This is a genomic window from Pinisolibacter sp. DMC100 (assembly GCF_056313705.1).
The window spans coordinates 165491-189398 of sequence record NZ_JBQUZT010000002.1 but is presented as its reverse complement, the minus strand read 5'-3'; the positions used below and the strand labels follow the sequence as shown (position 1 = coordinate 189398).

The 23908-nt window shown below is 69.5% G+C and carries 23 protein-coding genes and 2 tRNA genes; 10 read left to right on the top strand and 15 right to left on the bottom strand.

The annotated features are described in order from the left end of the window. Window positions 1-215 precede the first annotated feature (215 nt). The 5 genes from ACT541_RS09825 to ACT541_RS09805 all read left to right on the top strand — a co-directional run bounded on the left by ACT541_RS09825 (window position 216) and on the right by ACT541_RS09805 (window position 2436). Window positions 216-446, top strand: coding sequence for a hypothetical protein (locus ACT541_RS09825; RefSeq protein ID WP_476136369.1), 231 nt, complete (start codon window positions 216-218; stop codon window positions 444-446). 45 nt (window positions 447-491) lie between these two features. Beyond that, window positions 492-728: a hypothetical protein gene (locus ACT541_RS09820; RefSeq protein WP_476136367.1), complete on the top strand. Its 237-nt coding sequence runs from the start codon at window positions 492-494 to the stop codon at window positions 726-728. Between the two features lie 45 nt (window positions 729-773). Beyond that, window positions 774-1043 carry a hypothetical protein gene (locus ACT541_RS09815; RefSeq protein WP_476136365.1) on the top strand — a complete coding sequence of 90 codons (270 nt, stop codon included), beginning with the start codon at window positions 774-776 and terminating at the stop codon, window positions 1041-1043. Between the two features lie 138 nt (window positions 1044-1181). Further along, entirely contained in the window at window positions 1182-1964 is a 783-nt protein-coding gene (gene xth, locus ACT541_RS09810; protein WP_476136364.1) for an exodeoxyribonuclease III, read from the top strand. Window positions 1965-1977: 13 nt separating this feature from the next. Then, a complete protein-coding gene (locus tag ACT541_RS09805; protein WP_476136362.1) occupies window positions 1978-2436 on the top strand; it encodes a GFA family protein in 459 nt (152 codons plus the stop codon). A gap of 320 nt (window positions 2437-2756) precedes the next feature. On the opposite strand, the gene ACT541_RS09800 is transcribed toward ACT541_RS09805, so the two are convergent. From ACT541_RS09800 to cobU, 8 genes are all read right to left on the bottom strand, one after another. Beyond that, window positions 2757-3722, bottom strand: coding sequence for a tetratricopeptide repeat protein (locus ACT541_RS09800; RefSeq protein WP_476136360.1), 966 nt, complete (start codon window positions 3720-3722; stop codon window positions 2757-2759). Between the two features lie 520 nt (window positions 3723-4242). Beyond that, the gene (locus tag ACT541_RS09795) at window positions 4243-7086 is read right to left on the bottom strand and encodes a valine--tRNA ligase (protein ID WP_476136358.1); all 2844 of its coding nucleotides are present in this window, start codon (window positions 7084-7086) and stop codon (window positions 4243-4245) included. Between the two features lie 144 nt (window positions 7087-7230). Next, window positions 7231-7908 carry a PopZ family protein gene (locus ACT541_RS09790; RefSeq protein WP_476137516.1) on the bottom strand — a complete coding sequence of 226 codons (678 nt, stop codon included), beginning with the start codon at window positions 7906-7908 and terminating at the stop codon, window positions 7231-7233. A 183-nt stretch (window positions 7909-8091) separates the two neighbouring features. Further along, window positions 8092-9420, bottom strand: a complete 1329-nt coding sequence (locus tag ACT541_RS09785; protein WP_476136356.1) for a TolC family outer membrane protein — start codon at window positions 9418-9420, stop codon at window positions 8092-8094. A 323-nt stretch (window positions 9421-9743) separates the two neighbouring features. Beyond that, window positions 9744-10382, bottom strand: coding sequence for a protein-L-isoaspartate O-methyltransferase family protein (locus ACT541_RS09780; protein ID WP_476136354.1), 639 nt, complete (start codon window positions 10380-10382; stop codon window positions 9744-9746). 179 nt (window positions 10383-10561) lie between these two features. After that, window positions 10562-10635, bottom strand: a tRNA-Cys gene (locus tag ACT541_RS09775). Window positions 10636-10758: 123 nt separating this feature from the next. Then, window positions 10759-11025: a hypothetical protein gene (locus tag ACT541_RS09770; protein ID WP_476136352.1), complete on the bottom strand. Its 267-nt coding sequence runs from the start codon at window positions 11023-11025 to the stop codon at window positions 10759-10761. Between the two features lie 132 nt (window positions 11026-11157). After that, window positions 11158-11697, bottom strand: coding sequence for a bifunctional adenosylcobinamide kinase/adenosylcobinamide-phosphate guanylyltransferase (gene cobU, locus ACT541_RS09765; protein WP_476136350.1), 540 nt, complete (start codon window positions 11695-11697; stop codon window positions 11158-11160). 176 nt (window positions 11698-11873) lie between these two features. Here cobU and ACT541_RS09760 point away from each other — a divergent pair. Continuing rightward, window positions 11874-11949, top strand: a tRNA-Asn gene (locus ACT541_RS09760). Between the two features lie 64 nt (window positions 11950-12013). Here ACT541_RS09760 and ACT541_RS09755 read toward each other — a convergent pair. Continuing rightward, window positions 12014-12742 (bottom strand): alpha/beta hydrolase, encoded by a 729-nt coding sequence (locus ACT541_RS09755; RefSeq protein ID WP_476136348.1) that lies wholly within the window; start codon window positions 12740-12742, stop codon window positions 12014-12016. 221 nt (window positions 12743-12963) lie between these two features. Here ACT541_RS09755 and ACT541_RS09750 point away from each other — a divergent pair, with 221 nt between their 5' ends. Genes ACT541_RS09750 through rimO form a run of 3 tightly spaced genes read left to right on the top strand, consistent with a single transcriptional unit; the run spans window position 12964 to window position 16856 of the window. Continuing rightward, window positions 12964-14676, top strand: coding sequence for a hypothetical protein (locus tag ACT541_RS09750; protein WP_476136346.1), 1713 nt, complete (start codon window positions 12964-12966; stop codon window positions 14674-14676). 52 nt (window positions 14677-14728) lie between these two features. Then, window positions 14729-15466 carry a sirohydrochlorin chelatase gene (locus ACT541_RS09745; protein ID WP_476136344.1) on the top strand — a complete coding sequence of 246 codons (738 nt, stop codon included), beginning with the start codon at window positions 14729-14731 and terminating at the stop codon, window positions 15464-15466. 58 nt (window positions 15467-15524) lie between these two features. After that, window positions 15525-16856, top strand: coding sequence for a 30S ribosomal protein S12 methylthiotransferase RimO (gene rimO / locus ACT541_RS09740; protein ID WP_476136342.1), 1332 nt, complete (start codon window positions 15525-15527; stop codon window positions 16854-16856). Between the two features lie 9 nt (window positions 16857-16865). Here the strand turns inward: rimO and ACT541_RS09735 are convergent, their stop codons facing one another. The 3 genes from ACT541_RS09735 to ACT541_RS09725 all read right to left on the bottom strand — a co-directional run bounded on the left by ACT541_RS09735 (window position 16866) and on the right by ACT541_RS09725 (window position 19240). Then, a complete protein-coding gene (locus tag ACT541_RS09735) occupies window positions 16866-17456 on the bottom strand; it encodes a TMEM175 family protein (RefSeq protein WP_476136341.1) in 591 nt (196 codons plus the stop codon). 64 nt (window positions 17457-17520) lie between these two features. Then, window positions 17521-18141 carry an alpha/beta hydrolase gene (locus ACT541_RS09730; RefSeq protein ID WP_476136339.1) on the bottom strand — a complete coding sequence of 207 codons (621 nt, stop codon included), beginning with the start codon at window positions 18139-18141 and terminating at the stop codon, window positions 17521-17523. 121 nt (window positions 18142-18262) lie between these two features. Next, window positions 18263-19240, bottom strand: coding sequence for a quinone oxidoreductase family protein (locus ACT541_RS09725; RefSeq protein ID WP_476136338.1), 978 nt, complete (start codon window positions 19238-19240; stop codon window positions 18263-18265). Between the two features lie 139 nt (window positions 19241-19379). On the opposite strand from ACT541_RS09725, the gene ACT541_RS09720 reads away from it, so the two are divergent. Beyond that, on the top strand, window positions 19380-21137 hold the full coding sequence (locus tag ACT541_RS09720) for a SulP family inorganic anion transporter (RefSeq protein WP_476136336.1): 1758 nt from the start codon (window positions 19380-19382) through the stop codon (window positions 21135-21137). Between the two features lie 323 nt (window positions 21138-21460). Here ACT541_RS09720 and ACT541_RS09715 read toward each other — a convergent pair whose 3' ends face one another. From ACT541_RS09715 to ACT541_RS09705, 3 genes are all read right to left on the bottom strand, one after another. Continuing rightward, window positions 21461-22225: a TerC family protein gene (locus ACT541_RS09715; RefSeq protein ID WP_476137515.1), complete on the bottom strand. Its 765-nt coding sequence runs from the start codon at window positions 22223-22225 to the stop codon at window positions 21461-21463. A 29-nt stretch (window positions 22226-22254) separates the two neighbouring features. Continuing rightward, the gene (locus ACT541_RS09710; RefSeq protein WP_476136335.1) at window positions 22255-23196 is read right to left on the bottom strand and encodes a DUF2182 domain-containing protein; all 942 of its coding nucleotides are present in this window, start codon (window positions 23194-23196) and stop codon (window positions 22255-22257) included. 135 nt (window positions 23197-23331) lie between these two features. Further along, a complete protein-coding gene (locus ACT541_RS09705) occupies window positions 23332-23775 on the bottom strand; it encodes a DUF4440 domain-containing protein (RefSeq protein WP_476136333.1) in 444 nt (147 codons plus the stop codon). Window positions 23776-23908: the final 133 nt, after the last annotated feature.

Sequence of the window (23908 nt, the reverse complement as noted above, 5' to 3'; positions counted from 1 at the left end):
CCCGTTTCGCAACGCGCGCGACGGCACGACGGCATCACGAAATCTCACATTCCATTCACGTACTGAACAATGACGGTAAACTGCGCGCGACTGTCCACACTGAGAGCACAATCCGTTGCTCTTTCAGTGGCTACCGACCGCACTCGGTCGGGACCATCTTCCGCTCATCGGACGGGCCGCAAGGGACCCCGCCCCGTCGAGAAAGGAAAAAGACCATGACCTACGCCAAGACCGTCTTCGCCGCCGCCGCGCTCCTCGCCTCCGTCGGAGCCGCCCACGCCGCCGATGGCGCCGCCAACGATCACGAGGCCTTCTACAAGGCGCTCCAGACCCCGGCCGCGGCCACGACCGTGATCGAGGGCCGTCAGGCCGCCCCGATCGCCACCGCCCCGCAGGCCCCCGTCGATCGCTACCTCGAGACCCGCACCTCCGGCTCGGCCCGCTGACCCGGCCGTCCGACACGCGAGTTCCTCCCCCCTGACGAGAAAGACATGACCATGACCTACGCCAAGAACATCTTCGCCGCCGCCGCGCTCCTCGCCTCCGTCGGAGCCGCCCACGCCGCCGACGGCGCCGTCAACGATCACGAGGCCTTCTACAAGGCGCTCCAGACCCCGGCCGCGGCCACGACCGTGATCGAAGGCCGTCAGGCCGCCCCGATCGCCACCGCCCCGCAGGCCCCCGTCGATCGCTACCTCGAGACCCGCACCTCCGGCTCGGCCCGCTGACCCGGCCGCCCGACACGCGAGTTCCTCCCCCCTGACGAGAAAGACATGACCATGACCTACGCCAAGAACATCTTCGCCGCCGCCGCGCTCCTCGCCTCCGTCGGAGCCGCCCACGCCGCCGACGGCGCCGCCAACGATCACGAGGCCTTCTACAAGGCGCTCCAGACCCCGGCCGCGAGCGCGACCGTGATCGAGGGCCGTCAGGCCGCCCGCATCGCCAAGCCCGCCGAGGCGGTGCAGATCCAGGCCCCGGTCCAGGCGCAGACCGACGCCGACCGCTACATCGAGATGCACAACGCCGGCAGCGACAACTGAGCCCGACGCGTTCCCCGCAGGATGCCCGCCACTCCCCCGGCGGGCGTCCTCGGGGACGTCGCGCGGCGAAAGACCGGTGCGCCGGACGCCGGCGACCGCTATCGTGGGGCGACGGATCAACCGCCCCCGAGTCTCCCCATGAAGATCGCCACCTGGAACATCAACGGCGTCAAGGCGCGCTTGGACACCGCTCTGCGCTGGCTCGAGGAGGCGAGTCCCGATCTCGTCTGCTTCCAGGAGATCAAGTCGGTCGACGAGGGCTTCCCCGCGGCCGAATTCGAACGCCTCGGCTATCACGTCGCCACCCACGGCCAGAAGGGCTTCAACGGCGTCGCCATCCTGTCGAAGCACCGCCTCGAGGACGTCTCGCGCGCGCTTCCCGGCGACCCCGACGACCCGCAGGCCCGCTACATCGAGGCGGTCGTCTCGGTGCCCTCCGGCGTGGTGCGCGTCGGCGGTCTCTACCTGCCCAACGGCAATCCGCTCGGCAGCGAGAAATTCCCCTACAAGCTCGCCTGGATGGAGCGACTCGAGGCCCATGCCCGCAGCCGCCTCGCGCTCGAGGAGCCCTTCCTCCTGCTGGGCGACTACAACGTCATCCCCGAGCCGATCGACGCCAAGACCCCGAAGGCCTGGCTCGGCGACGCGCTGTTCCAGCCCGAGAGCCGCGCCGCCTTCCGCCGTCTGCTCGGCCTCGGCTTCACCGATGCGCTGCGCGCCTCGACCGACGCCCAGGTCTTCACCTTCTGGGACTATCAGGCCGGCTGCTGGCAGCGCGACGAGGGCATCCGCATCGACCACGTCCTGATGAGCCCGCAGGCCACCGACCGCCTCCGCGCCGTCGGCGTCGACAAGCACGTCCGCGGCTGGGACAAGCCCTCCGACCACGTCCCCGTCTGGGTCGATCTCGACGTCGATTGAGGAGGATCGGCCGATGAGCGAGGCAACCGACACCACGCCCGCCGGCGGCTGCCTCTGCGGCCGCATTCGCTGGCGCCTCGCCCGCGTGCCGACCGACGTCGGCCATTGCCATTGCCGCATCTGCCAGCGCTCGTCGGGCGCCGCCTTCCTCACCTGGGCGACGGTTCCACGCGAAGACCTGGCGGTCGAGGGCGAGCCGGCGTGGTACGCCTCCTCGGCGGCGGCGAAGCGCGGCTTCTGCCCGGCCTGCGGCACGCAGCTCTTCTTCGCCTTCGAGGCGGACGCCGCCGACCATCGCGACGACCTGCCGAAGGACGCCACCGAGACGATCGACGTCACCGTCGTCTCCTTCGACGATCCCGATCTCTGTCGACCGACCCGCAACATCTGGGTCGGCAGCCGCCGCGCCTTCCTGCACGGCTTCGATGCGACGCTGCCCGATCATCCGGACGAAGGTCCAGACCCGTCGTGATCGCCCCGCGGTGCAGGAACTTCGACTCGAGGCGACGCAACGTCATCCGTATTAACCCGTCGTTAACCACGACGTGCGACAGTCTGACGCCGATCGAGCTGCAACAATCGGTGATTTTCATTGTAAATCAATGTGATACGCTGACTTCATGAGAAGTCGGTGCAATTTGGCGTGACTTGAACAAACTCACGAAGAGGTCATTTCATTACATTGATTCTGTTTGTTTTTCTCGCATGAACGACAAAAAGGCACGGATCGCTCCGCGCCTCGTTTCGTTCGTCGTTCCTGCGGCCATTCCTTCGGATTGCCCGGCAATCCGCTCAGTTGTTGCCGCCCTTGGCGATCCATTCCTGTGCCTCGGCGACGCCGCGTCGACGCTCGTTCTCGCTGGCGACCGAGAACACCTGCTCCTGGACCTCGCGGACCCAGTCGTCCTTGGCGTTGGTCGCGTTGTTGCGAGCGATCGTCAGCCACATCAGCCCCTGCGCCGGGCGCCGCTGCAGCCCCTCGTCGCCGGTGAAGAGCAGTTGACCGAGCATCGCCTGGGCGCCGACATGGCCCTTCTTGGCGGCCACCGTCAGCCAACGCGCCGCCTGACGCGGATCGCGCTCGTCGCTATCGGCCTCGAGATAGAGCCGGCCGAGACGATATTGCGCCTCGGTGTCGCCGAAGATCGAGGCGGCATAGGTGTAGAGCTCGCGGGCGCGATCGACGTTCGGCCGGATCGCCGAAGTCTCGATGCCCTTGAGATAATAGGAGCCGAGCGCCACGAAGGCCGAGGCCACGAAGGCCGCCTGCGGCGTGCCGCGCGCGTCGTCGCCGTGATTGTCGACGACCTGACGGTAGAAGTCGAAGGCCTTGTTGTCGTTGACCGGAACGCCGTCGCCGGTCTCGTAGATCTTGCCGAGCTTCCACTGGGCGATCGGATGACCACGCTCGGCCGCCCGCTTCAGCTGCTCCAGCGCCGCCTTGCGGTCACCGGCGTAGTAGAGGCGGGTCCCGTCGCGGAAGGCGTCTTCGGCCGAGGCATTGGCCGCGGGCGGCACCACCGGCCCCGGCAGCAGACGCGCCGAGACGCCCGGAGGGGCCGAGAGCGAAGTCGGCGCCATGGCGGCCGGAGAGGGACGCACCGGCGCCGGCAGCGGGGCGAGCGCCCGAATGTCGGAGGAGAGCGGCGCGTCCTCGCCCGGACCGTCACGACCCGGATCGAAGGCGGCGGCCGACAGCGCCGTACCGAACAGCATCGCGGCAGCGCAGCCGACGCGAAGATACCAACCAGTCCGCATGACCGTTCTCGCGACGTCACCGCTCCATGACGGGCGCATCGGCGCCCGGAGCGTCGCGATCGACGTCTCGGCCGAAGGCCGTGTGCGATCGCTCTTGCCATCCCGACCCGCCGGGGTCGAGCCCCGCGGATCCATGAGCGAACCATCCCACGCCAATTCGGCGACAACAGGGCCGATCGGCCCCGGATTACGGCGATCGCCGGGCAATTCCCGGACCACGGCGACGGCGGGGGCGGAATCGAAGACGATCGGCCCTGATCCGCCGACCGCATACTCACCCACTCGTCCCATCTCGTCCGTACCCGACACGCAACTCGCTCCGACAGCGCAGAGGCCTCGTTCTTCGGCTCGCACGCTCGTGTTCATTTGTGACGGAAGCGGGGCAAATGCGTCGACCTCGATCAAGCCTCGCGCGCATTGACCGGCACTGTTGCACGAGCGCCACGGAAACGGACGGGCCGGCCCGCCGAAGAGGCGAACCGGCCCGTGTCGAAGCCGTTTTCGTGACGACGTGTCGCACTCACCCGAGCCGGGCGAGCGCCTCGCGCACCTTGGCGAGACGGGCGACGTATTCCTCGCGCTTCTCGCGGTTCTCCTCGACCACCTCTTCCTTGGCCTTGGCCATGAACTGCGGGTTGGAGAACATCTTGTCGATGCGGCCGATCTCGCCCTCGAGCTTGACCACCTCCTTGGCGAGGCGGCCCTTCTCGGCCGAGACGTCGATCACGCCCTCGAGCGGCAGGCAGAAGGTCGCCTCGCCCACCACGATCTGCGCCGAGGCAGCCGGCGCGGCGTCGGCGAAACCGATCTCCGAGATGCGCGCGAGACGGAGGATCGCCGCCTCGTGGGTGGCGATCCAGCCGCGGGTCCGGTCGGCGGCGCCGACCACGACGAGCGGAATCTGGGCGCCGGCCGGCACGTTCATCTCCGAGCGCACCGAGCGCACCTCGGTGATGAGGCCGACCAGCCAGTCGATCTCGTCGGCCGCCGCCTCGTGGCGCACCGCGCCGCGCGGCCATTCGGTCGTCACCAGCATGGCCGAACGGGCGAGCCCCGCCTCGGCGGCGGTCTTGGCCCACAGCTCTTCGGTGATGAAGGGCATGAAGGGATGCAGGAGCTTCAGGATCTCGTCGAGCACGTAGGCGCAGGTCGCCCGCGTCTCGTCCTTCAGCGCCCGATCCTCGCCCATGAAGATCGGCTTGGCGAGTTCGAGATACCAGTCGCAGAACGAGTTCCAGACGAAGCGATAGGCCGCGCCCGCCGCATCGTTGAAGCGATAGGCCTCGATCGCCGCGGTGACGTCGGCGATGGCGCGGGTGAGCTCCGTCGCGATCCAGCGGTTGAGCGTGCCCTTCGCCGCCGCCGGCTCGAAGTCGCCGACGGTGACGCAGCCGTTCATCTCGGCGAAGCGGGCGGCGTTCCACAGCTTGGTCGCGAAGTTGCGATAGCCGGCGACGCGCGCCTTGGCGAGCTTGATGTCGCGACCCTGTGCCGCCATCGCGGTCAGCGTGAAGCGCAGCGCGTCGGCGCCGAACTCGTCGACGAGCTCGAGCGGATCGATGACGTTGCCCTTGGATTTCGACATCTTCTGCCCCTTCTCGTCACGGACGAGGGCATGGATGTAGACGTCCTTGAAGGGGATGACCGGGTTTCCGGCCTCGTCCTTCATGAAGTGGAGGCCCATCATCATCATCCGGGCGACCCAGAAGAAGATGATGTCGAAGCCGGTGACCAGCACCGAGGTCGGGTAGTAGCGCGCCAGTTCCGACGTCTGGTCCGGCCAGCCGAGGGTCGAGAACGGCCACAGCGCCGACGAGAACCAGGTGTCGAGCACGTCCTCGTCGCGGGTCAGGAAGCCCGCCGCGCCGGCCGACCGCAGTTCGGCCGCCCGCGCCGCGTCGATGTCGCCGCGGGTGAGGTAGTGATGGATCGCCTGATCGAGCGCCTCGGCCTCGTCGTGGGCGACGAAGACCTCGCCGTCCGGCCCGTACCACGCCGGGATCTGATGGCCCCACCACAGCTGACGGGAGACGCACCAGGGCTGGATGTTCTCCATCCACTGGTAATAGGTGTTCTCCCAGTTCTTCGGCACGAAGGTGGTGCGGCCGTCACGGACGGCGGCGAGCGCTTCCTTCGCCAGTTCGCCGGCGTTGACGTACCACTGGTCGGTCAGGAACGGCTCGATGACGACGTTCGAGCGGTCGCCGTGCGGCACCGTGTGGGTGTTCGGCTCGACCTTGTCGAGGAGGCCGCAGCGCTTCATCGCCTCGACGACGCGCTTGCGCGCCTCGAAACGGTCCTGCCCGTGCAAGAGCGCCTCGAGCTCGCCGAGCGCCATCACCTGGGCGACCGGCGCGAGCGGCTCTTCGCCCTCGCCCGCCTCCGGCGCGCCGAAGAGATCGAGCCCGTGGCCGATGTCGAGACCGAAGGCCTCGTTGCCGACGAGATCGATCTTCGCCTTGCGGTCGAGGATGTTGATCTGCGCCAAGCCGTGCCGCTTGCCGACCTCGAAGTCGTTGAAGTCGTGCGCCGGGGTGATCTTCACCGCGCCGGTGCCCTTCTCGGGGTCGGAATACTCGTCGGCGACGATCGGAATGCGCCGGCCGACCAGCGGCAGGATGGCGAACTTGCCGACGAGATCGGCATAGCGCTCGTCCTCCGGATGGACCGCGACGGCGGTGTCGCCGAGCATCGTCTCCGGACGCGTCGTCGCGACCGTGACGTAACGCCCCGGCATGCCCTCGATCGGATACTTGAAGTGCCAGAAATGGCCCTTCACCTCGACCTGCAGCACCTCGAGATCGGAGATCGCGGTCTCGAAATGCGGGTCCCAGTTGACCAGCCGCTTGTCGCGATAGATCAGGCCCTGGCGGTGCAGCGCGACGAAGACCTTGAGGACCGCCTGCGACAGGCCCTCGTCCATGGTGAAGCGCTCGCGCGACCAGTCGCAGGACGCACCCAGCCGCTTCAGCTGGTTGACGATGGTGCCGCCCGATTCGGCCTTCCAGGTCCACACCTTCTCGAGGAAGGCGGCGCGGCCGATGTCGCGGCGACCCGGCTCCTGGCGCTGCATCATCTGCCGCTCGACCACCATCTGCGTCGCGATGCCGGCATGGTCGGTGCCCGGCTGCCACAGCACGTCCTTGCCGCGCATCCGCTCGAAACGGACCAGCACGTCCTGCAGCGTGTTGTTGAGCGCATGGCCCATGTGCAGCGAGCCGGTGACGTTCGGCGGCGGGATGACGATCGAATAGGGCTCGGCGCCCGGCTTGGCGCCGGCGCCGGCGCGGAACGCGCCGACCTCTTCCCATTGGGCGGAAATGCGCGGTTCGACGGCGGCGGCCTCGTAGGTCTTTTCGAGCATGACGGCTTCCGAATGTGATGTGCGAACGTCGCCGGCCCCCGACGGGACCGGCGTGAAAACGTGCCGCGATAAGGGGCGAAGGCGGCCCGCCTGTCAATGCGGACGGGACGCCGATCGAGGATTCGCGCGCGATTTCGCCCGCGCTCAGCGACCGCGGGTGACGCGCTCGATCTCGGCCCGTACCATGCGCTCGACCATGGTCGGCAGGTTGCGGTCGAGCCACTGCTGCAGCATCGGCCGCAGCATCTCCTGGACGAGGTCGTCGAGGGTGCGGGCGTTGCGGTTGATCACCGTCATCGACAGATCGGCGAAGGCCGAGGCGATCATCCCCTCGCTGGCGTGCGAGATCAACGGCGCCACGGCGGCCTCGACCGCGGCAGGTTCGGGCGCGAAGGTGCGCGGTGCCGGGGCGGGTGCGGGTGCGGGCGTCGGCGCCGGGGTCGGCCTGGGCGGGGCGACCGGAGCGACGGCGACGGGTGCGACGATCGGCGCCGGCTCGGGTTCCGGCTCCTCGACGGTCTCTTCCATCTCGGCGGCGTCGGCGAAGGCCAGATCGGAGACCTCGCCCATGCCCTCGACCAGCGGCGGGCCGCTCTCGGGTTCGGCGAGTTCCTCGGTCAGGTCGAGCACGTCGTCGTCCTCGGTCGCGTCGTCTTCCGGATCGTCGGCGGTGGCGAAGAGCTTGTCGAGATCGTCCTCGGAGATGGTCTCGTCGGCGGTGGGCTCGGGTTCCGGCTCGGGCGGCGCCGCGGCGGCCTTGCCCTTGGGAGCCGTCTCCTCGTCCGCGATGATTCTGCGGATCGAGGCCAGGATCTCCTCCATCGAGGGTTCCTGCGCTTGCGCCTTGGCCATGGAAACACTCCGACGAATGCGTGACGTCCACCGACAACGACATGATGTCGGTGATTGCCGTCACGCCTACTATAGATGGATCCGCGACGCCGTGAAGCGCACCCCGTGCCGCGATCGGGAGTTATCCCCGACCACGTCGGCACTTACGCAGGGTCACTGACCGTCGGGGGTCCGGAGACCGATCCACTTGTCGCGAACCGCCTCGGCGTGCTCTTCCGGATCCTGGATCGACACCCTGACCTTCATGTGTTCGACGTCGAGGCGACCGACCGCAGCGGCGAGCTGGAACGAGCCGACGACTCGCGAACGCTCGGCATTGACGAGGTTCGATCGGGCCGTGATCAGCATCGTCTGCTGGTTGAGGACGTCGAGCGTGGTGCGCTGACCGACCCGCTGCTCCTCGATGACGCCGTTCAGCGCCAGCTGCGAGGCCTCGACCTGCGCCCTGTAGGCGGTGATCGAGGCATTGGCGGCCTGCAGCATGCCCCAGGCGGAGACGACGCTGGCGCGCACCGAGTCGCGGGTGAGATCGACCTGCAGACGCGCCGCGCCGAGCTGTTCCTTGGCCTGGCGGATCTTGGCGTATTCCGTACCACCCTGATAGATCGGCACGGTGACGTTGAGCGACACCGCCGCGTTGTTGGCGGTCTTGTAGGTCGGATTGTCGAACGCGCGCGAGGCGGACCCCTGCGCCGACACCTGCGGCAGCAGCGCACCCTCGAGATACTTCACGTTGTGCTGCGCCACGTCGACGTTGTGGATGCCCGCCATGATCTGCGGGCTCTCGCTCTGGGCGGCGCGCACGGCGGCCTCGACCGTCTTCGGCAGCAGCCCGTCGGCCCCGCCGGTGGCGCCGAGCTTGCCCGGCTCCTTGCCGATCACCTGGCGATAGACGGCGCGCGAGGCGTTGAGCTGGGCCCGCGCGGCGTTGAGCTGCGACACGGCGAGCTGATAGGAGGCCTCGGCCTGCGCCACGTCGGTCTGGGTGCCCTCGCCGACGTTGAAGCGGTCCTTGGCGGCGCGCACCTGCTCGGTGAGGAACTTGACGTTGCTCTCCTGCAGCGAGACCAGCGCGGTGTCGCGGATCACGTCCATGTAGGCGGTCGCCGCCGAGAGCAGCACCTGCTGCTCGGCCGAGCGCAGCACCTCGCGCTGGGCGCGCACCGCCGCCTGGGCCTGATCGATGCCGGCGGTGATCTGGCCGCCGGTATAGATCGGCTGCACCAACTGGATGCCGAAGTTCGACGCGGTGTTGTAGAAATCGACGTTGGCGCCGGCGTTCTGATAGTTCTGGTAGCCGTAGGCCGTATAGGTGCGGCCGATCGAGGCCGAACCGTTGATCCTCGGCCGGGCCGCGCCCTGCGCGATGCCGACGCCCTCGTCCGTCGCCCGGGTCTGGGCGCGCGCGGCGTTCAGCTGCGGATTGTTCGAATAGGCGAGCGCCAGGGCTTCCGAGAGAGACTCGGCCCGGGAAACGCCCACATGCGTCGTCAGGCCCAAGGCCCCGACGAGCGCGAAAACGGCGGAACGGCTGAACGACACGACGTTACTCCCGGAAATCGACTCACGAATCGGCGGCGCGCTCTCATCGCCGACAGCGAACGAATGTCTTAACGAACATTCAAAGCCTCTCGAATGCAAACCGAGATCGCCGCCTCGACGCCCTCGATCCACGCATTTTCGTCGAATGAGGCCGCCGGGCAACATTCACGCCGCGTCTCCGGCGCGCATGCGCGAGGCTCGGACACGAAACGACCCGCCGCCGTCACCGGCCGCGGGTCGCAGGATTCGTCGGGCTTTCCGGCTCAGAGCGCGAAGGCGGCCGGTCGCGCGAAGCCGGGCAGAAGATGACCCGGCAGATTGAAGGCGGTGCGCTCGGAGAGCTTTCCCGAAGCGCGGACGCAGACCGTGGCGCACGCCGCGTTGCCGGAGCCGCGCACGAAGACGATGCGGCCACCCTCGCCGACCTGATCGGCGATCGCCTCGGGCAGGTCCTCGAGCGAACCGTCGAAGAGGACGAGATCGTAGGGCGCACCCGCCGGCGCGCCGGCGGTCAGCGGGCCGACGACCACGTCGACGCCCGGGAGCGCGGCCTTGGCCGTGGCGGCGAGGTCGGCGTCTTCCTCGACCATCGTCACGCCGGCGCCGATCGCGGCGACGATCGCGGCGGTGTAGCCGGTGGCGCCGCCGATCACGAGCACCTTCTCGCCCGCCTTGGGCGCGGCGAGCTGGACGAGCTTGGCGAGCTGCGCCGGCTGCATCAGGCGGCGGCCCTTGCCGAGTTCGACCGGGCGGTCGAGATAGGCGAGATCCTGCAGCGCCGCCGGCACGAAGGCCTCGCGCCCGACCGAGAGGAACGCGGCGATCACGCCGTGATCCGTCACGTCCACGGTGCGGATCTGGTTGTCGACCATCGTCCTGCGCTGAATGGCGAATTCGGCCATCGTTTCCCCCGCTCGCTGTCGGCGTCTCGACCGGCGCGGCCGGTCGTCGGGTTTCCTTAATCCGCTCGTCCGGGCGAGACAATAGGAACCTTCGCCGGAAAGCGGGGAAGGCACGCGAAGCCGCCGCCCGTGCGAGGGCACGGGATGAGCGAAATCGGCGATGTCGGGAGATAAGGAGATGGAGGCCTCGTCCGGACTCGAACCGGAGTACACGGATTTGCAGTCCGCTGCGTAACCACTCCGCCACGAGGCCTCACGGGGCGTTTCTCTAGCCGGGTTCATCCGCTCGAGCAAGCGCCCGTTTCGATCATCCAGCGATTTTCGCCGATGCGCGTCGTCGTGCGGCGGACCGGTGCGACACCGGCCCCGCGCCGCTTCAATGCCTCGACGCCGGGTCTTCCTCGGCCTCGAAATGCGAGCGGATGTCGCCGCCCCGCCCGACGAAGCCGCGGCAGCCGGGCTTGGGGCGCAGGATGACCATGTTCTCGAACCACACCCCGCCCGGCGAGCGCCAGCCGTAGGAGATGCACCCGGGCCGGAGCGGACAGGAGCGACAGTCGACGCCGACGGACGGCCTGTCGGGCGAGGCCGTCGCGGTGACGGCGGGCGGTGTCGGAGGCGTATCGGCGGGACCTGACGTCATCGGCGACCTCGACCTTCGCGCGTAGCGTCGGCGGATGCCGGCACGGGTGGAATCAAACCACGTCAGACCCACTCTCGAGAATCGGGAACGCCCCCATGCGTAGCCGCACCGACGCGGAAAACCGCCATTCGGTCATCGGGTACCGTATTGCTTGATCACCACCTCGAGCCCGGCGACGACCAGCGTCACCCGGTCGGCGACGCGGGCGATCTCGCGATTGAGACGGCCCTGGAGGTCGCGGAAACGGCGGGCGAGCGCGTTCTCCGGCACGATGCCGAGACCCACCTCGTTGGAGACCAGAATCACCGCGCCGCCGACCCGTTCGAGGGCCGCGGCGAGCGTCGCGATCTCGGCCTCGACGTCGCGATCGGCGAAGAGCACGTTGGAGAGCCAGAGCGTCAGGCAGTCGACGACCAGCACCCGCCCCTCGCCCGCCTCGCGGGTCACGACGTCGGCGAGCGCCAGCGGTTCCTCGATCAGCCCCCAGGTCGGTCCGCGCTCGGCGCGGTGGGCGGCGATACGCGCCTCCATCTCGGCGTCGTGGGCCTGCGCGGTCGCCACCATCACGGCCGAAAGGCCGCTCGCCTCGGCCCGTGCCAGCGCCACCCCGGTCTTGCCGGAACGCGCGCCGCCGAGCACGAAATCGACGCTGGGCAGAGCGGAAACGGTCATGAAAGGGCCTTTCGGGAGAAGTCGGCGAACGACGCGAACCACGCGATCGGCGCGTTTTTCCGCCCTTCGATAGAGGCTCGCGACGCGATCGTCCACATGTCGTGGTCCGAGGGCTTGGCAAGAGGAAGCGAGCTTGCTATAGACCCGCCCGCAGCGACGCGACAGCGCCGCAGCATTCCGCGATAGCTCAGTTGGTAGAGCGTTCGACTGTTAATCGAATGGTCGCAGGTTCGAGTCCTGCTCGCGGAGCCAGTTTCCCTGAAGGGGTCCGACGGTCGTCGTCGGGCCCCTTCTTGTTTTCCGCGGCCCTCCCGCCTCACCGCGCGAAGTGGACCACCGCCGAGACCACCGCGGAATCGAGGCCGGCGAAGCCGTGATGCGCCCGCGCCATGCAGGCGTTGCCCTCTTCCGAGCCGCCGTCGAGCCAGGTCACCCGGACGCGCGACCCCGCCCAGGCGGCGAAGGGCGCGACGCCCGCCGGCAGGGTCTTGGCGCAGCCGTCGTGCTTGTGGTGGATCACCAGCGTCGGCGGCAGGCGGTCGGGCGAGCCGAGGATTCGCATGACGTTGTCGGCGTCGCCCGAGGCGTCGGAGAGGAAGCCCGCGGTGAGCACCAGCCGATCGGGCTTGGCGCCGGCGGCGATGCCGCGGGCGGCGCGCTGGGTGCCTCGGCTCGTCCCGACCAGCGTCACCCGACCGTACGAGCGCATCGATTCGACCGCCGCAGCGACGTCGACGCCGACATCGGGCACCAGAACGGCGAAGCCGCGCCGCGCATAGGCCGTGCGCGTGCGCACCAGTTGATTGCCCTCGCGCGCGATCGATCCGTCTTCGGCCACCCCGATGTTGCCGTCGCCGCCGGCGAGAAGAACGATCGCGCCGTGCGGTCGCGCCGGCACGACGAGCGCGGCCCGCGTCGAGCCGATCGAGACGCCCGACACGGTGGCGGCCCGCCCCTCGCTCGGAAGGCCCGCCACCAGCGCGGCCAGTATCGCGGCAAACGCCGCCTTTCCTGCAAAACTCGACGAACGGCGTGCAAATCCCATCGCATCCTCCCGAACAATGGCGGTCGACGCCGTGGATCGTGCCCACGCCTCGGTCACCCGTCGAGCCGATTCGCCTCCAATTCGACCACGATCGCGTGACATCGCGACGCGGAGAGGCCCTGCAGCGAATTGTTGTCCATTCGACCGCCTTCCCCCTCCCCGCCATGCGTCGGGTCGACTATCGTCGTCGCTTCCACAACGGCCGGTTCGGGAGCCGCACCATGGTCGCGTCGAGACGTCGCCTTCTCACCACCGCTTCGCGCTTCGGTCGCATAGCCGCAGCAGCCGTCCTCGCCGCGCCGCTCGCGGTCGCCGCCGCACCCGCCGATCAGGCCGGCGCCGACCGGCTGAGGGCGCTGGTCGAGGACTATGTCGGCCGCCCGGCGACCGGCGAGACGCCGGTGGTCGCCATCACCCCGGTCGGCGACGACTACGAGGTCGCCATCGATTTCGACCGCCTCGCCGCGCCGATCAAGAAGCTCGGCGTCGAGGCGACGCTCGGCCGCTCGGTGTCGCGGCTGACGCCGAAGCCCGACGGGACCTGGGCCTGGCGGCTCGATTCGTTCACGCCCTGGACCTGGGCCGCCGGCGGCCAGACCGGCCGGCTCGCCTTCGAGGGCTTTCGCGCCGACGGCGTCTTCGATTCCACACTCTCCGCCTTCACCCGCCAGACCATGAAGGTCGACCGGGTGGTCAGCGAACAGACGGTGCCCGCCGCCGGCGACACGCCGCGCATCGACGTCCGCCGCACCGACGAACAGCTCGACTTCTCCGGCACCGCCACCGCGAGCGCCTCCGGCGACGGCCTCGACGTCACGGCGACCCAGACGCTGCGCTCGATCACCGAGACCTTCGCGCTCTCCGAAGGCACCGCCAAGGGCATGCCGGACATGGAGGCGACGCTCAAGGTCGGCACCTCGCGGGCCGAGGCGAAACTGACCGGCTTCCGCAACTCCGCCTTCCTGGCGCTGTGGCGCCATCTCGTCGCCCATCACGACAAGACGGACTTCACCGCGGGCCAGGCCGAGTTCAAGGCGCGGCTGCGCGAACTCGGGCCGCTGTTCGAGCGCCTCGACCACACCGCGACCTTCGACACGGTCGAGCTCGAGACCCCCGTCGGCTTCGCCACGCTCGGCCGCGTCGAGGTGGCGATGGTGGCGACCGGCGCCACGACCGACGGAACGGTCGACTTCCGCACCACGCTCTCCGGGCTGAAGGTCGGCTCGCTCTTCATCCCGGCCTGGGCGGGACGGCTGATCCCGAGCGACCTCGAGATTCGCGGTCGCGCCACCGGCTGGAACGCCGCAGCACCTCTGGCGGTCTTCCTCGACCGCGCCGACTTCGCCGCCGACAAGCCGCTCTCCGACGAGGTCGCCGCCGAGATGGTGACGAAGGCCCTGCCCAAGGGCGTCGTCGAGATCGTCTTCGAGGGCAACCGCGTCGCCGCCAAGGAATGGGATCTGAAGATCGACGGCCGCATGACCGCCGGCCCCGCCGGCGCCGCGGGCACCGTCACGGCGCGTGCGACCGGCCTCGAACAGGCGATCGCCGCGCTGCGCGATCCCAAGGCCGGCGACGGCGGCAAGCAGGCCGCCGACCAGCTCACCCTCGCCCTGTCGCTCGCCGAGCAGAAGGACGGCGCCGCGGTCTGGCGCATCGACTTCGAGGGTGACCGCGTCTCGATCAACGGTCGCGAGGTCTCGCCCGGCACCAAGAAGGCCGACCCGGCCCCCGTGACCACGCCGCTCTCGACCGGCAAGCAGGGCTCGTCCGGCTCGACGAAGGCGCCGACCTACAAGGCCGGCGACAACCCGCTGGGCGATTCCGACACCGATTCCATCAAGCGCAAGTTCGACGAGAAGGCCGCCAAGAGCGGCACCAAGTCGTCGACCAAATCGACGGTCAAGAAGGCCCTGGACGCCGAAGAAGAATGACGCCGGCCGCGACGGGCCTCACCGCCCCTCGCGCCGCCGCCACGGAGCGCTCATGACGCAAGACCATGCCGCCCGTCCGCTCCTTCTCGTCGCCCACGGCGACGGCGGCGCGGACCCGCGCGACGAGACCGTGCGGCTCCTCGCCGAGCGGCTGGCGCGGCGCGGCGACCGTGCGGTCGCCTGGGGCGTGCTGAAACGGCCGGAGAGCTTCGACGACGCCCGCCGCGCCCTCTTCGGCGACGCCGCCCCCGGCCCGGTCGACGTCTATCCGCTGTTCATGGCGGAGGGGCGATTCGTCCGCACGAAACTGCCCGCGATCCTCGCCGAGCGGGGTTTCGGCGAGCATCGCCGCCTCCCCGTCTTCGGCCTCGACCCCGGCCTCGTCGACCTGATCGAGCAACGCCTGCGCTCCATCGCCTCGATGCAGGGTGGGGCGACGCCCGCGGATCTTCCGACCCTGCTGGTCGCCCACGGCTCGGCCTCGGGCGATGCCGGCAGTCGGCTGTCGAGCGAAGCCATCGCCGCGACGCTCGCCGAGCGCCTCGCCGCGCCGATCCGCGTCGCCTTCATCGAGGAAGAGCCCTTCTTCCACGACGTCATCCCGACGTGGCGGCCGCGGATCGTCGTCGGCCTCTTCGTCTCGACCGGCACCCACGCGCTCGACGACGTGGCGGCACTCGTCGAAAAGACCCCCGGCATCCTCCACCACGTCGCGGCGATCGGCCGGGATGCCGGCGTCGCCGATCTGGTCGAACGGGCGATCGAAGCGGCCGGCCCCGTGCGGCTCTGAGCGGCCCTGCGCGCCGAAACCCTTGCAATCGGCGCCCCGCGCCCTCTATGTGGCCGCCATGAACGACACCACCGCGCAAACCGCCCCCAAGATCTCCTTCGTCTCGCTCGGCTGCCCCAAGGCGCTGGTCGACAGCGAGCGCATCGTCACGCACCTGCGCTCCGAAGGCTACGAACTGACCAAGTCCCACGCCGGCGCCGACGTCGTCGTGGTCAACACCTGCGGCTTCCTCGACAGCGCCAAGGCCGAGAGCCTCGAGGCGATCGGCAAGGCCATGGCCGAGAACGGCAAGGTCGTCGTCACCGGCTGCATGGGCGCCGAGCCCGGCGAGATCGAGGCGCAGTTCCCCAATCTGGTGGCGATCACCAAGCCGCAGGCCTACGAGAGCGTCATCGAGGCGGTGCATTCCGCCGTGCCGCCGGCCCACGACCCCTATGTCGATCTGGTGCCGCCGCAGGGCGTCCGCTTCACGCCGCGCCACTATGCCTATCTCAAGATCTCGGAAGGCTGCTCCAACCGCTGCAGCTTCTGCATCATCCCGCATCTGCGCGGCGACCTCGTCTCGCGGACGGCGGCCGACGTGCTGCGCGAGGCCGAGAAGCTGGTGAAGGCCGGCGTCAAGGAACTGCTCGTCATCTCGCAGGACACCTCCGCCTATGGCCAGGACCTGCGCTATGCCGCGAGCCCGTGGAAGGACCGCAAGGTCCGCGCCAAGTTCCTCGACCTGTCGCGCGAACTCGGCGACTTCGGCGTCTGGGTCCGCCTCCACTACGTCTACCCCTATCCGCACGTCGACGAGGTGCTGCCGCTGATGGCGGAGGGCAAGATCCTTCCCTATCTCGACATCCCGCTCCAGCACGCCGCGACCCCGGTCCTGAAGGCGATGAAGCGCCCGGCGGCGCAGGAGAAGACCCTCGACCGCTTCGCCAAATGGCGCGAGACCGTTCCGGATCTGGCCATCCGCTCGTCCTTCATCGTCGGCTTCCCCGGCGAGACGGAACAGGACTTCCAGGACCTGCTCGACTGGCTCTCGGCGGCGAAGCTCGACCGCGTCGGCGCCTTCAAGTACGAGGCGGTGAAGGGTGCGGCGGCCAACGAGCTTCCCGGCGCCGTGCCGGAAGAGGTCAAGCAGGAGCGCTGGAACCGCCTGATGGCGCATCAGCAGGTTATCGCCGACCGGATCCAGAAGGCCCGCGTCGGCCGGCGCGTGCCGGTGATCATCGACGAGGTCGGCCCGTCGGTCGCCAAGGGGCGGACGAAGTGGGACGCCCCGGAGATCGACGGCATCGTCCACGTCGCCTCGCGCCGCCCGCTCAGGGCCGGTGAGATCGTCACGGTGAAGATCGAGAAGACCGACGCCTACGATCTGGCGGGCACGGCGGTCGACTGAGGGCCGCCCTCACTTGCCCCCGGTGAGTTCCGCCAGCGCCTTCTCGAAGCGGCGATCCGGCACCAGCCAGATCAGCGCGACCGCGGCGTAGAGCACCAGCGAGGCCCACGACACCAGGAAGGCGAGGCCGATCGCCGTGGCGTAGATCGCCAGCGAGACGATCTCCTTGTGGCCCGAGCCGAAGGCGCGGGCGAAGGCCGTGCCGTCGGGATGGCGGCGGCGCAGCACCACCGCCAGGATCGCATAGGCGAGCGCACAGGCGATCAGCACCACGCCGTAGAGCGCCACCGTCGTCGCCGCGAAATGGTTCTCGCCCATCCAGCCGGTGGCGAAGGGCACCAGCGACAGCCAGAACAGCAGGTGCAGGTTGGCCCAAAGCGTCGCGCCGTCGACGGTCTTCACCGCCTGCAGCATGTGGTGGTGGTTGTTCCAGTAGATGCCGACGTAGACGAAGCTGAGCACGTAGGACAGGAACACCGGCCACAGCGCCGCCAGCGCCGCGACGCTGGTGTCGTGCGGCACCTTGAGTTCCAGCACCATGATGGTGATGACGATGGCGAGCACGCCGTCGCTGAAGGCCTCGAGCCGTCCCTTGTGCATGCCGTACGTCCCTCTCGCGAACCGTTCGCGATGGTGCACGCCGCCGTCGGCCGACGCAACCCGCTCAGCCGGTCGCAGCCAGCCCCGCGAGGAACGCCGCGCCGAGCCGGATGCCCGCCGCGTCGATGCCGTGACCGAGCCCGGGCCTCAGATGCAGATCGACTGCGACGCCCCCCGCCTTCAGCACCGCCTCCGCCACGACGCTCTCGGATGCCGGGATGACGGCGTCTGCCTCGCCGTGGACGAGCCGCACCGGCGTCGCCGAGAAGCCGCTCGCCGCCGGGCGACCGAGCCGGCCGGAATAGGCGAGCACGCCGGCGAAGCGCCGGCCGCGGCCGATGGCGTCGAGCGCCATGATCGAGCCCTGCGAGAAGCCGACCAGCGCCGTGCGCTCGGCGACCGTGCCGGCGCGGGAAATCTCGAGATCGACCACCGCGTCGAAGGCCGAGGCAGCCTGGGCGATCCGCTCGGCCCGATTGGCCGGCGTCACGCCGAGCACCGAGAACCACTGCCGGCCGAAGGGGCCGCCGTCGAACGGGTACGGCGCATCGGGCGCGGCGAAGGCGACGCCGGGGAGCGCCGGCTTCCAGTCGTCGGAGAGATCGAGGAGATCGAGCCCGCGCGCGCCGACCCCGTGCAGGAAGAGCACGAGATCGAGGCGGCGGGTGGAGGCGTCGGCGGTCATGGCAACCTCGGGGAACGATGGATCGTCGCCCGAACATGTCGCGCCGCGCGGCCCACGACCAGATCGCGCCGCCGCGCCGCACCGTTCGACATTGCCGAACGGTGCGGCCGACGCGATGTCGTCACGGGATCAGCACGGCCGATCCGGTGGTGGCACGGGCTTCGAGCGCCCGATGGGCCGAGGCGGCATCGGCGAGCTTCCAGGAGTTGGAGACCGGGATCTTCACCGCCCCGCTGGTCAGCACCGCGAAGAGGTCGGCGGCCGACGCCTCGAGATCGGCGCGCTGGGCGATGTAGGAGAAGACCGTCGAGCGGGTCGCGAAGAGCGAGCCGCGCGAGGCCAGTTCCTGCAGCGAGAACGGCGGCACCGGGCCCGACGCGTTGCCGAACGACACGAAGAGGCCGAGCGGACGCAGGCAGTCGAGCGACTTCGGGAACGTGTCCTTGCCGATCGAGTCGTAGACCACGTCGACGCCGCGCCCGCCGGTGAGGTCCTTCACCGCGGCGACGAAGTCGTCCTTCTTGTAGTCGATGACGTGGTCGTAGCCGAGCGACTTGGCGAGAGCCACCTTCTCCGCCCCGCCGGCGGTGCCGATGACGGTGGCGCCGAGGTGCTTCGCCCACTGGCCGGCGATCTGGCCGACGCCGCCCGCCGCCGCGTGGAAGAGCAGCGTCGTGCCGGGGCCGACCTTGTGGGTGCGCAGGAGCAGGTTGCGGACGGTCATGCCCTTCAGCATCGCCGCCGCGCCGACCTCGAAGGAGATCGCATCGGGCAGTTGCACCAGCCGATCGGCCGGCACCAGCCGTTCCTCGGCATAGGAGCCGGGTCCGACGACATAGGCGACGCGGTCGCCGACCGCGACCTCGGTCACGCCGTCGCCGATCGCCACCACCGTGCCGGCACCCTCGTTGCCGGGGATCAGCGGCAGACCACCCGGCGCCGGATAGAGGCCGGAGCGGAAGTAGCAGTCGATGAAGTTCAGCCCGATCGCGGCGTGGCGCACCAGCGCCTGACCCGGACCGGGCTGACCGATCTCGACGTCCTCGTAGGTGAGAACCTCGGGTCCGCCGGTCTGATGGATGCGGATCGCCTTCACCATGGGTCGTGCTCCTCGAATGTGCGTTCCGTGCGCGGCTGGCCCGCGCCAAACGTTCGCTCGGCGTACTATTTGGGTTGGATCGCCGTCGTTCAAGCATGTTAGCCTCATGGCTCCCATCGCAAAACACGCCGAGTCCTCGATGCCCCCCGCAAACGAGTCCTACACCGATCTGTTCACGCCCAAACTGGTGACGGTTCTGCGGGAAGGTTACGACCGAAAGCGCTTCATGGCAGACATCGTGGCCGGCCTGACGGTCGCCATCGTCGCCCTGCCGCTCGCCATGGGCATCGCCATCGCCTCCGGCGTCTCGCCCGAGCGCGGTCTGACCACGGCGATCATCGCCGGCTTCCTGATCTCGGCACTCGGCGGCTCGCGCTTCCAGATCGGTGGTCCGACGGCGGCCTTCATCGTCGTCGTCTACCGGGTGGTGGAGACCCAGGGCTACGACGGTCTGGCGCTGGCGACCTTCATCGCCGGCCTGATCCTGATCGCCGTCGGCCTGCTGAAGCTCGGCACCTACATCAAGTACATCCCGCATCCGGTGACGATCGGCTTCACCGCCGGCATCGGCGTCACCATCTTCGTCTCCCAGGTCGCCGACCTGCTGGGCCTGAAGACCGGCAAGCTCCCCGGCGAGTTCCTCGACAAGATCGAGGCGCTGTGGCACGCGCTGCCGACCTGGAACGGTGCCACCGTCGCGGTGTCGGTCCTCTCCTTCGGCGTCATCGTCGGACTGAAGCGGTGGAAGCCGAAGCTGCCGGGCCTGCTCTTCGCGGTGGTCGCGGCGGCGATGGCGGTCGCGATCTTCCAACTCGACGTCGCCACCATCGGCTCGAAGTTCGGCGGCATCCCGCGCACGCCGCCCGCCCCGGCGCTGTCGATCCCGACGTGGGAGAAGCTCATCGCCGTTCTGCCCGACGCGGTGACGATCGCGCTGCTCGCCGGCATCGAGTCGCTGCTCTCCGCCGTCATCGCCGACGGCATGACCGGCCGGCGTCACCGTTCCAACTGCGAACTGGTGGCTCAGGGCATCGCCAACGTCTTCTCGCCGATCTTCGGCGGCATCCCGGCGACCGGCGCCATCGCCCGCACCGCCACCAACATCCGTTCGGGCTCCGCCGGGCCGATCTCCGGCATCCTCCACGCCGTCTTCCTCGCCGTCTTCGTCATCGTCGCCGCCCCGCTCGCCTGGTGGGTGCCGCTCGCCTCGCTGGCGGTGATCCTCGCCATCGTCGCCTGGAACATGTCGGAGGTCCACGCGATCTCCCACCTGCTGCGCAACGCCGACTGGGGCGAGCGCCTGGTGCTCGTCGCGACGCTGCTGCTGACCGTCTTCGTCGACCTGACGGTGGCGATCGAGGTCGGCGTGGTGCTGTCCGCCATCCAGTTCATGCACAACATGGCCGAGGCGGTGGAGGTCGAGGCCCGCACCGGGGCTCGCCTTCTGACCGGGGCGAAGCTCCTCGAACGCGACGTCCCCGACGCGCCGGACGTGCGGCCGGGCTACACCTCGGACATCCACGACGACGTCGTGGTCTACCGCATCCACGGACCGTTCTTCTTCGGCGCCGCCAACCAGCTCGCCCAGACGCTGAGCCGCATCGGCGATCGGCCGCGCTTCCTGGTGCTCGACTTCGACGGCGTGCCGCTGGTCGACACCACCGGCGCCACGGCGCTGCGCTCGGTGATCGAGCAGATGACGAAGCGCAACACCGTCGTCATCCTCGCGGCGATGAACCGCCCGGTCCGCCGCATCCTGGTGCGCTACGGCATCAAGCGGCCGGACGTCCAGGTCGCGACCGCCCCGTCCGTCGCCATCGCCCTCGACCGCGCCCGCCGCGGCGGCCTGCTCGAGGACTCCGTCGACGCCGGCAAGCGGCTCCTGCCGCACGTGTGAGCGAAGGGAAAGGCGTTGCGCCGCTCGTCGCTCCGGCGGATGGGCCCGGGTCGGCCCTTCCGCCGCCGTCGCCGTGACGCGCCCGTCGAACGACGCTTCGCGCCCGACCTTTCCGCCAGGACCCTCGCCGGCGATTTCCGGAAGCTGAGCCGCGCCTTCACCCTCCCCTTGGGAGACCTCTGCACAGTCCCGAAGTGGCGTGGATCCGAGTCCGTGCGCGATCTTCGAGACGCGCCTGCGGCGCTCCTCAGGATGAGGCGCAATGCGATGCCGCGGCTGCGACCCGCACCGCCTCGTTCCTCACGAGGCCCGGGAAAGCGTCCTCAGACGCCCTCGCCCTGCCCCGCCGCACGGGCTTCGGCCTCGGCGCGGGCGCGCTGCTTGCGCTTCTTGGCGGTGATGTTGATCGCCTCGACCGCGGCCGAGAAGGCCATCGCCGCGTAGATGTAGCCGCGCTCGATGTGGAAGCCCATGCCGTCGGCGACCAGCGACACGCCGATCAGCAAGAGGAAGGCGAGCGCCAGCACCTTGGTGGTCGGATGGGCACTGACGAAGGCCGAGACCGGGCCTGAGGCGACATACATCACGCCGACGGCGATGATCACCGCGGCGATCATCACCTCGACCTGCTGGGCGAGGCCGACGGCGGTGATGATGCTGTCGAGCGAGAAGACGATGTCGATCACGATGATCTGGCCGACCACCATCGAGAAGGCGGAGGACGCGGCGCGCGCCATCTCGGCCGGCACCTCCTCCTCGAGCTCCTCGTGGATGTGGTTGACCGCCTTGTACATCAGGAAGGCGCCGCCGCCGATCAGGATCAGGTCCTTGACCGACAGCGGATGGCCGAAGAGCGTCGCCACCGGGTCCTTCAGCGACACGATCCACGAGATGGCGAAGAGCAGCGCGATGCGGAAGCCCAGCGCCAGCGCCATGCCGAGCTTGCGCGCCCGCGCCGCGTCGTCCTTCGGCAGATGGGCGGTCGCCACCGACAGGAAGACGACGTTGTCGATGCCCAGCACGATCTCCAGCGCCGTCAGCGTCACGAGAGACGCCCAGGCGGCGGGATCGGAGAGAAGGGCCACGATGTTCATGTCGTTTCCTCGTCGAAGATGGATCAGAAGCGGGAAAGGAGCGCCGAGCCGACCGGCGATGCCGCGATCAGCCCGAGCCCCCAGAGAACGAAGACGATGCCGACGATCCGGCTGACCCACACCGAGTTGGTCACCTTCTCGATCGTCATCACCGCGCCGAGCAGAACGATCCAGACGACGTTCATCACGCCGACCGCGAACATCACGACCATCAGCGCCCAACAGCAGCCCAGACAATCGAGCCCCTGCGCGATGCCCTGACGCAAGACGCCCGAGAAGCGGTTGGTCCAGTTGTCGGCGAAGAAGGGATGCGGCGTGCGGCAGCGGCTGAGGCAGGCCCATTTCAGCGGCGTGAACTGGTAGAAGCCGGCGGCGATCATCGTCGTGCCGGCGAGCACGCTCGAGGCGGGAAGGCCGGCCGGCGTCAGCAGGCGCGCCTGGGTGAGCAGGCCCTGCGCCACGGTGGCGAGGCCGGCGAAGACGATCCACACCGCGAGATAGCCGAGCCCGAGCGCGACCGGCGTGACGACGTGTTCGCCCCGCCCCGCCCGTTCCGCGCCGAGCGCCGCATAGGCCGAGAAGACCGGCACGGCGGTCGGCACCATCATCGCCATCACCATGGCGACCCACATGGCGAAGACGATCGCCCAGTCGGCGAGCGACCAGGACGCACCGATCGGCGCGCACAGCACCGTCAGCGCCGCGCGCGTCTCCGCCGAGAGGCCGGCGAGGCCGTTCAGCCGATTGAAGAGGCCCATGCCGGGGCCGAGCGTCGCCATGTCGGTGGTCGCGAGCATGCCGGCGACCATCGCCCCCATCCAGGCCCAACCGAGCCCGAAGGCGACGATCACGAAGGCGGCGACGGCGAAGCCCGGTCGCGCGAACAGCGACGATCCTCCGGCCGGGGCGGGAGCCCCCGTACCCGTCGTCCGCTCGTTCCCACCGTCGGCGCCCGTCGTCGTCATCCTCGACGAAATGATCGTTTCGCGGCGGCGACGCAAGTCCCCGGTGCGAAATTCTCGCCGGCATCGTCGGGTCGCGACGGCACCGCGTCGACGCGATGCCCCCGCGGTCCGGTCCGTCGCGAGGCCGAACCCGCGTCACCCGACGCTGGGCAGCGACCAGTGGGTGTGGACGATCCGCCAGCCCTCGGGGCGGCGACGCCACGTCTCGCTCGCCTGCCAGCGCATCTCCGGCCCGCCGCCGCTCGACGAGCGGAAGCCGTAGGAGAGCACCGCCGCATCGCCCCAGGCGACGACGCGCGGCGCGATCATCGCGAAGGCGTCGGCGGAGATCTTGCCCCGCAGTGCCTCGTAATGGTCGGTGAGCGCCGCCAGCCCGTCGAACCGTGCCTCGACGAAGGGTTCGAAATAACCGACGTCGGCATCGGAGATCGCGAGGAAGCCGGAAGGATCGCCCCGGCACCAACGCTCGAGCGCCCGCACCTCGAGCGCCACCAGTTCGCGCGCGAGCTCCTCGCTCGCCCCGACCCGCTCGACGACGAGCCGTTCGACGGCGCCCCACTCGACGGTGGTCGTGTCCATCGCTCTCTCCTTCCCGGTCCGAGCGCAGCGCTGCGCTCGACCACCGTGCCCGCTTGCCCGCTTGCCCGCTTGCCCGCTTGCCCGCTTGCCCGCTTGCCCGCTTGCCCGCTTGCCCGCTTGCCCGCTTGCCCGC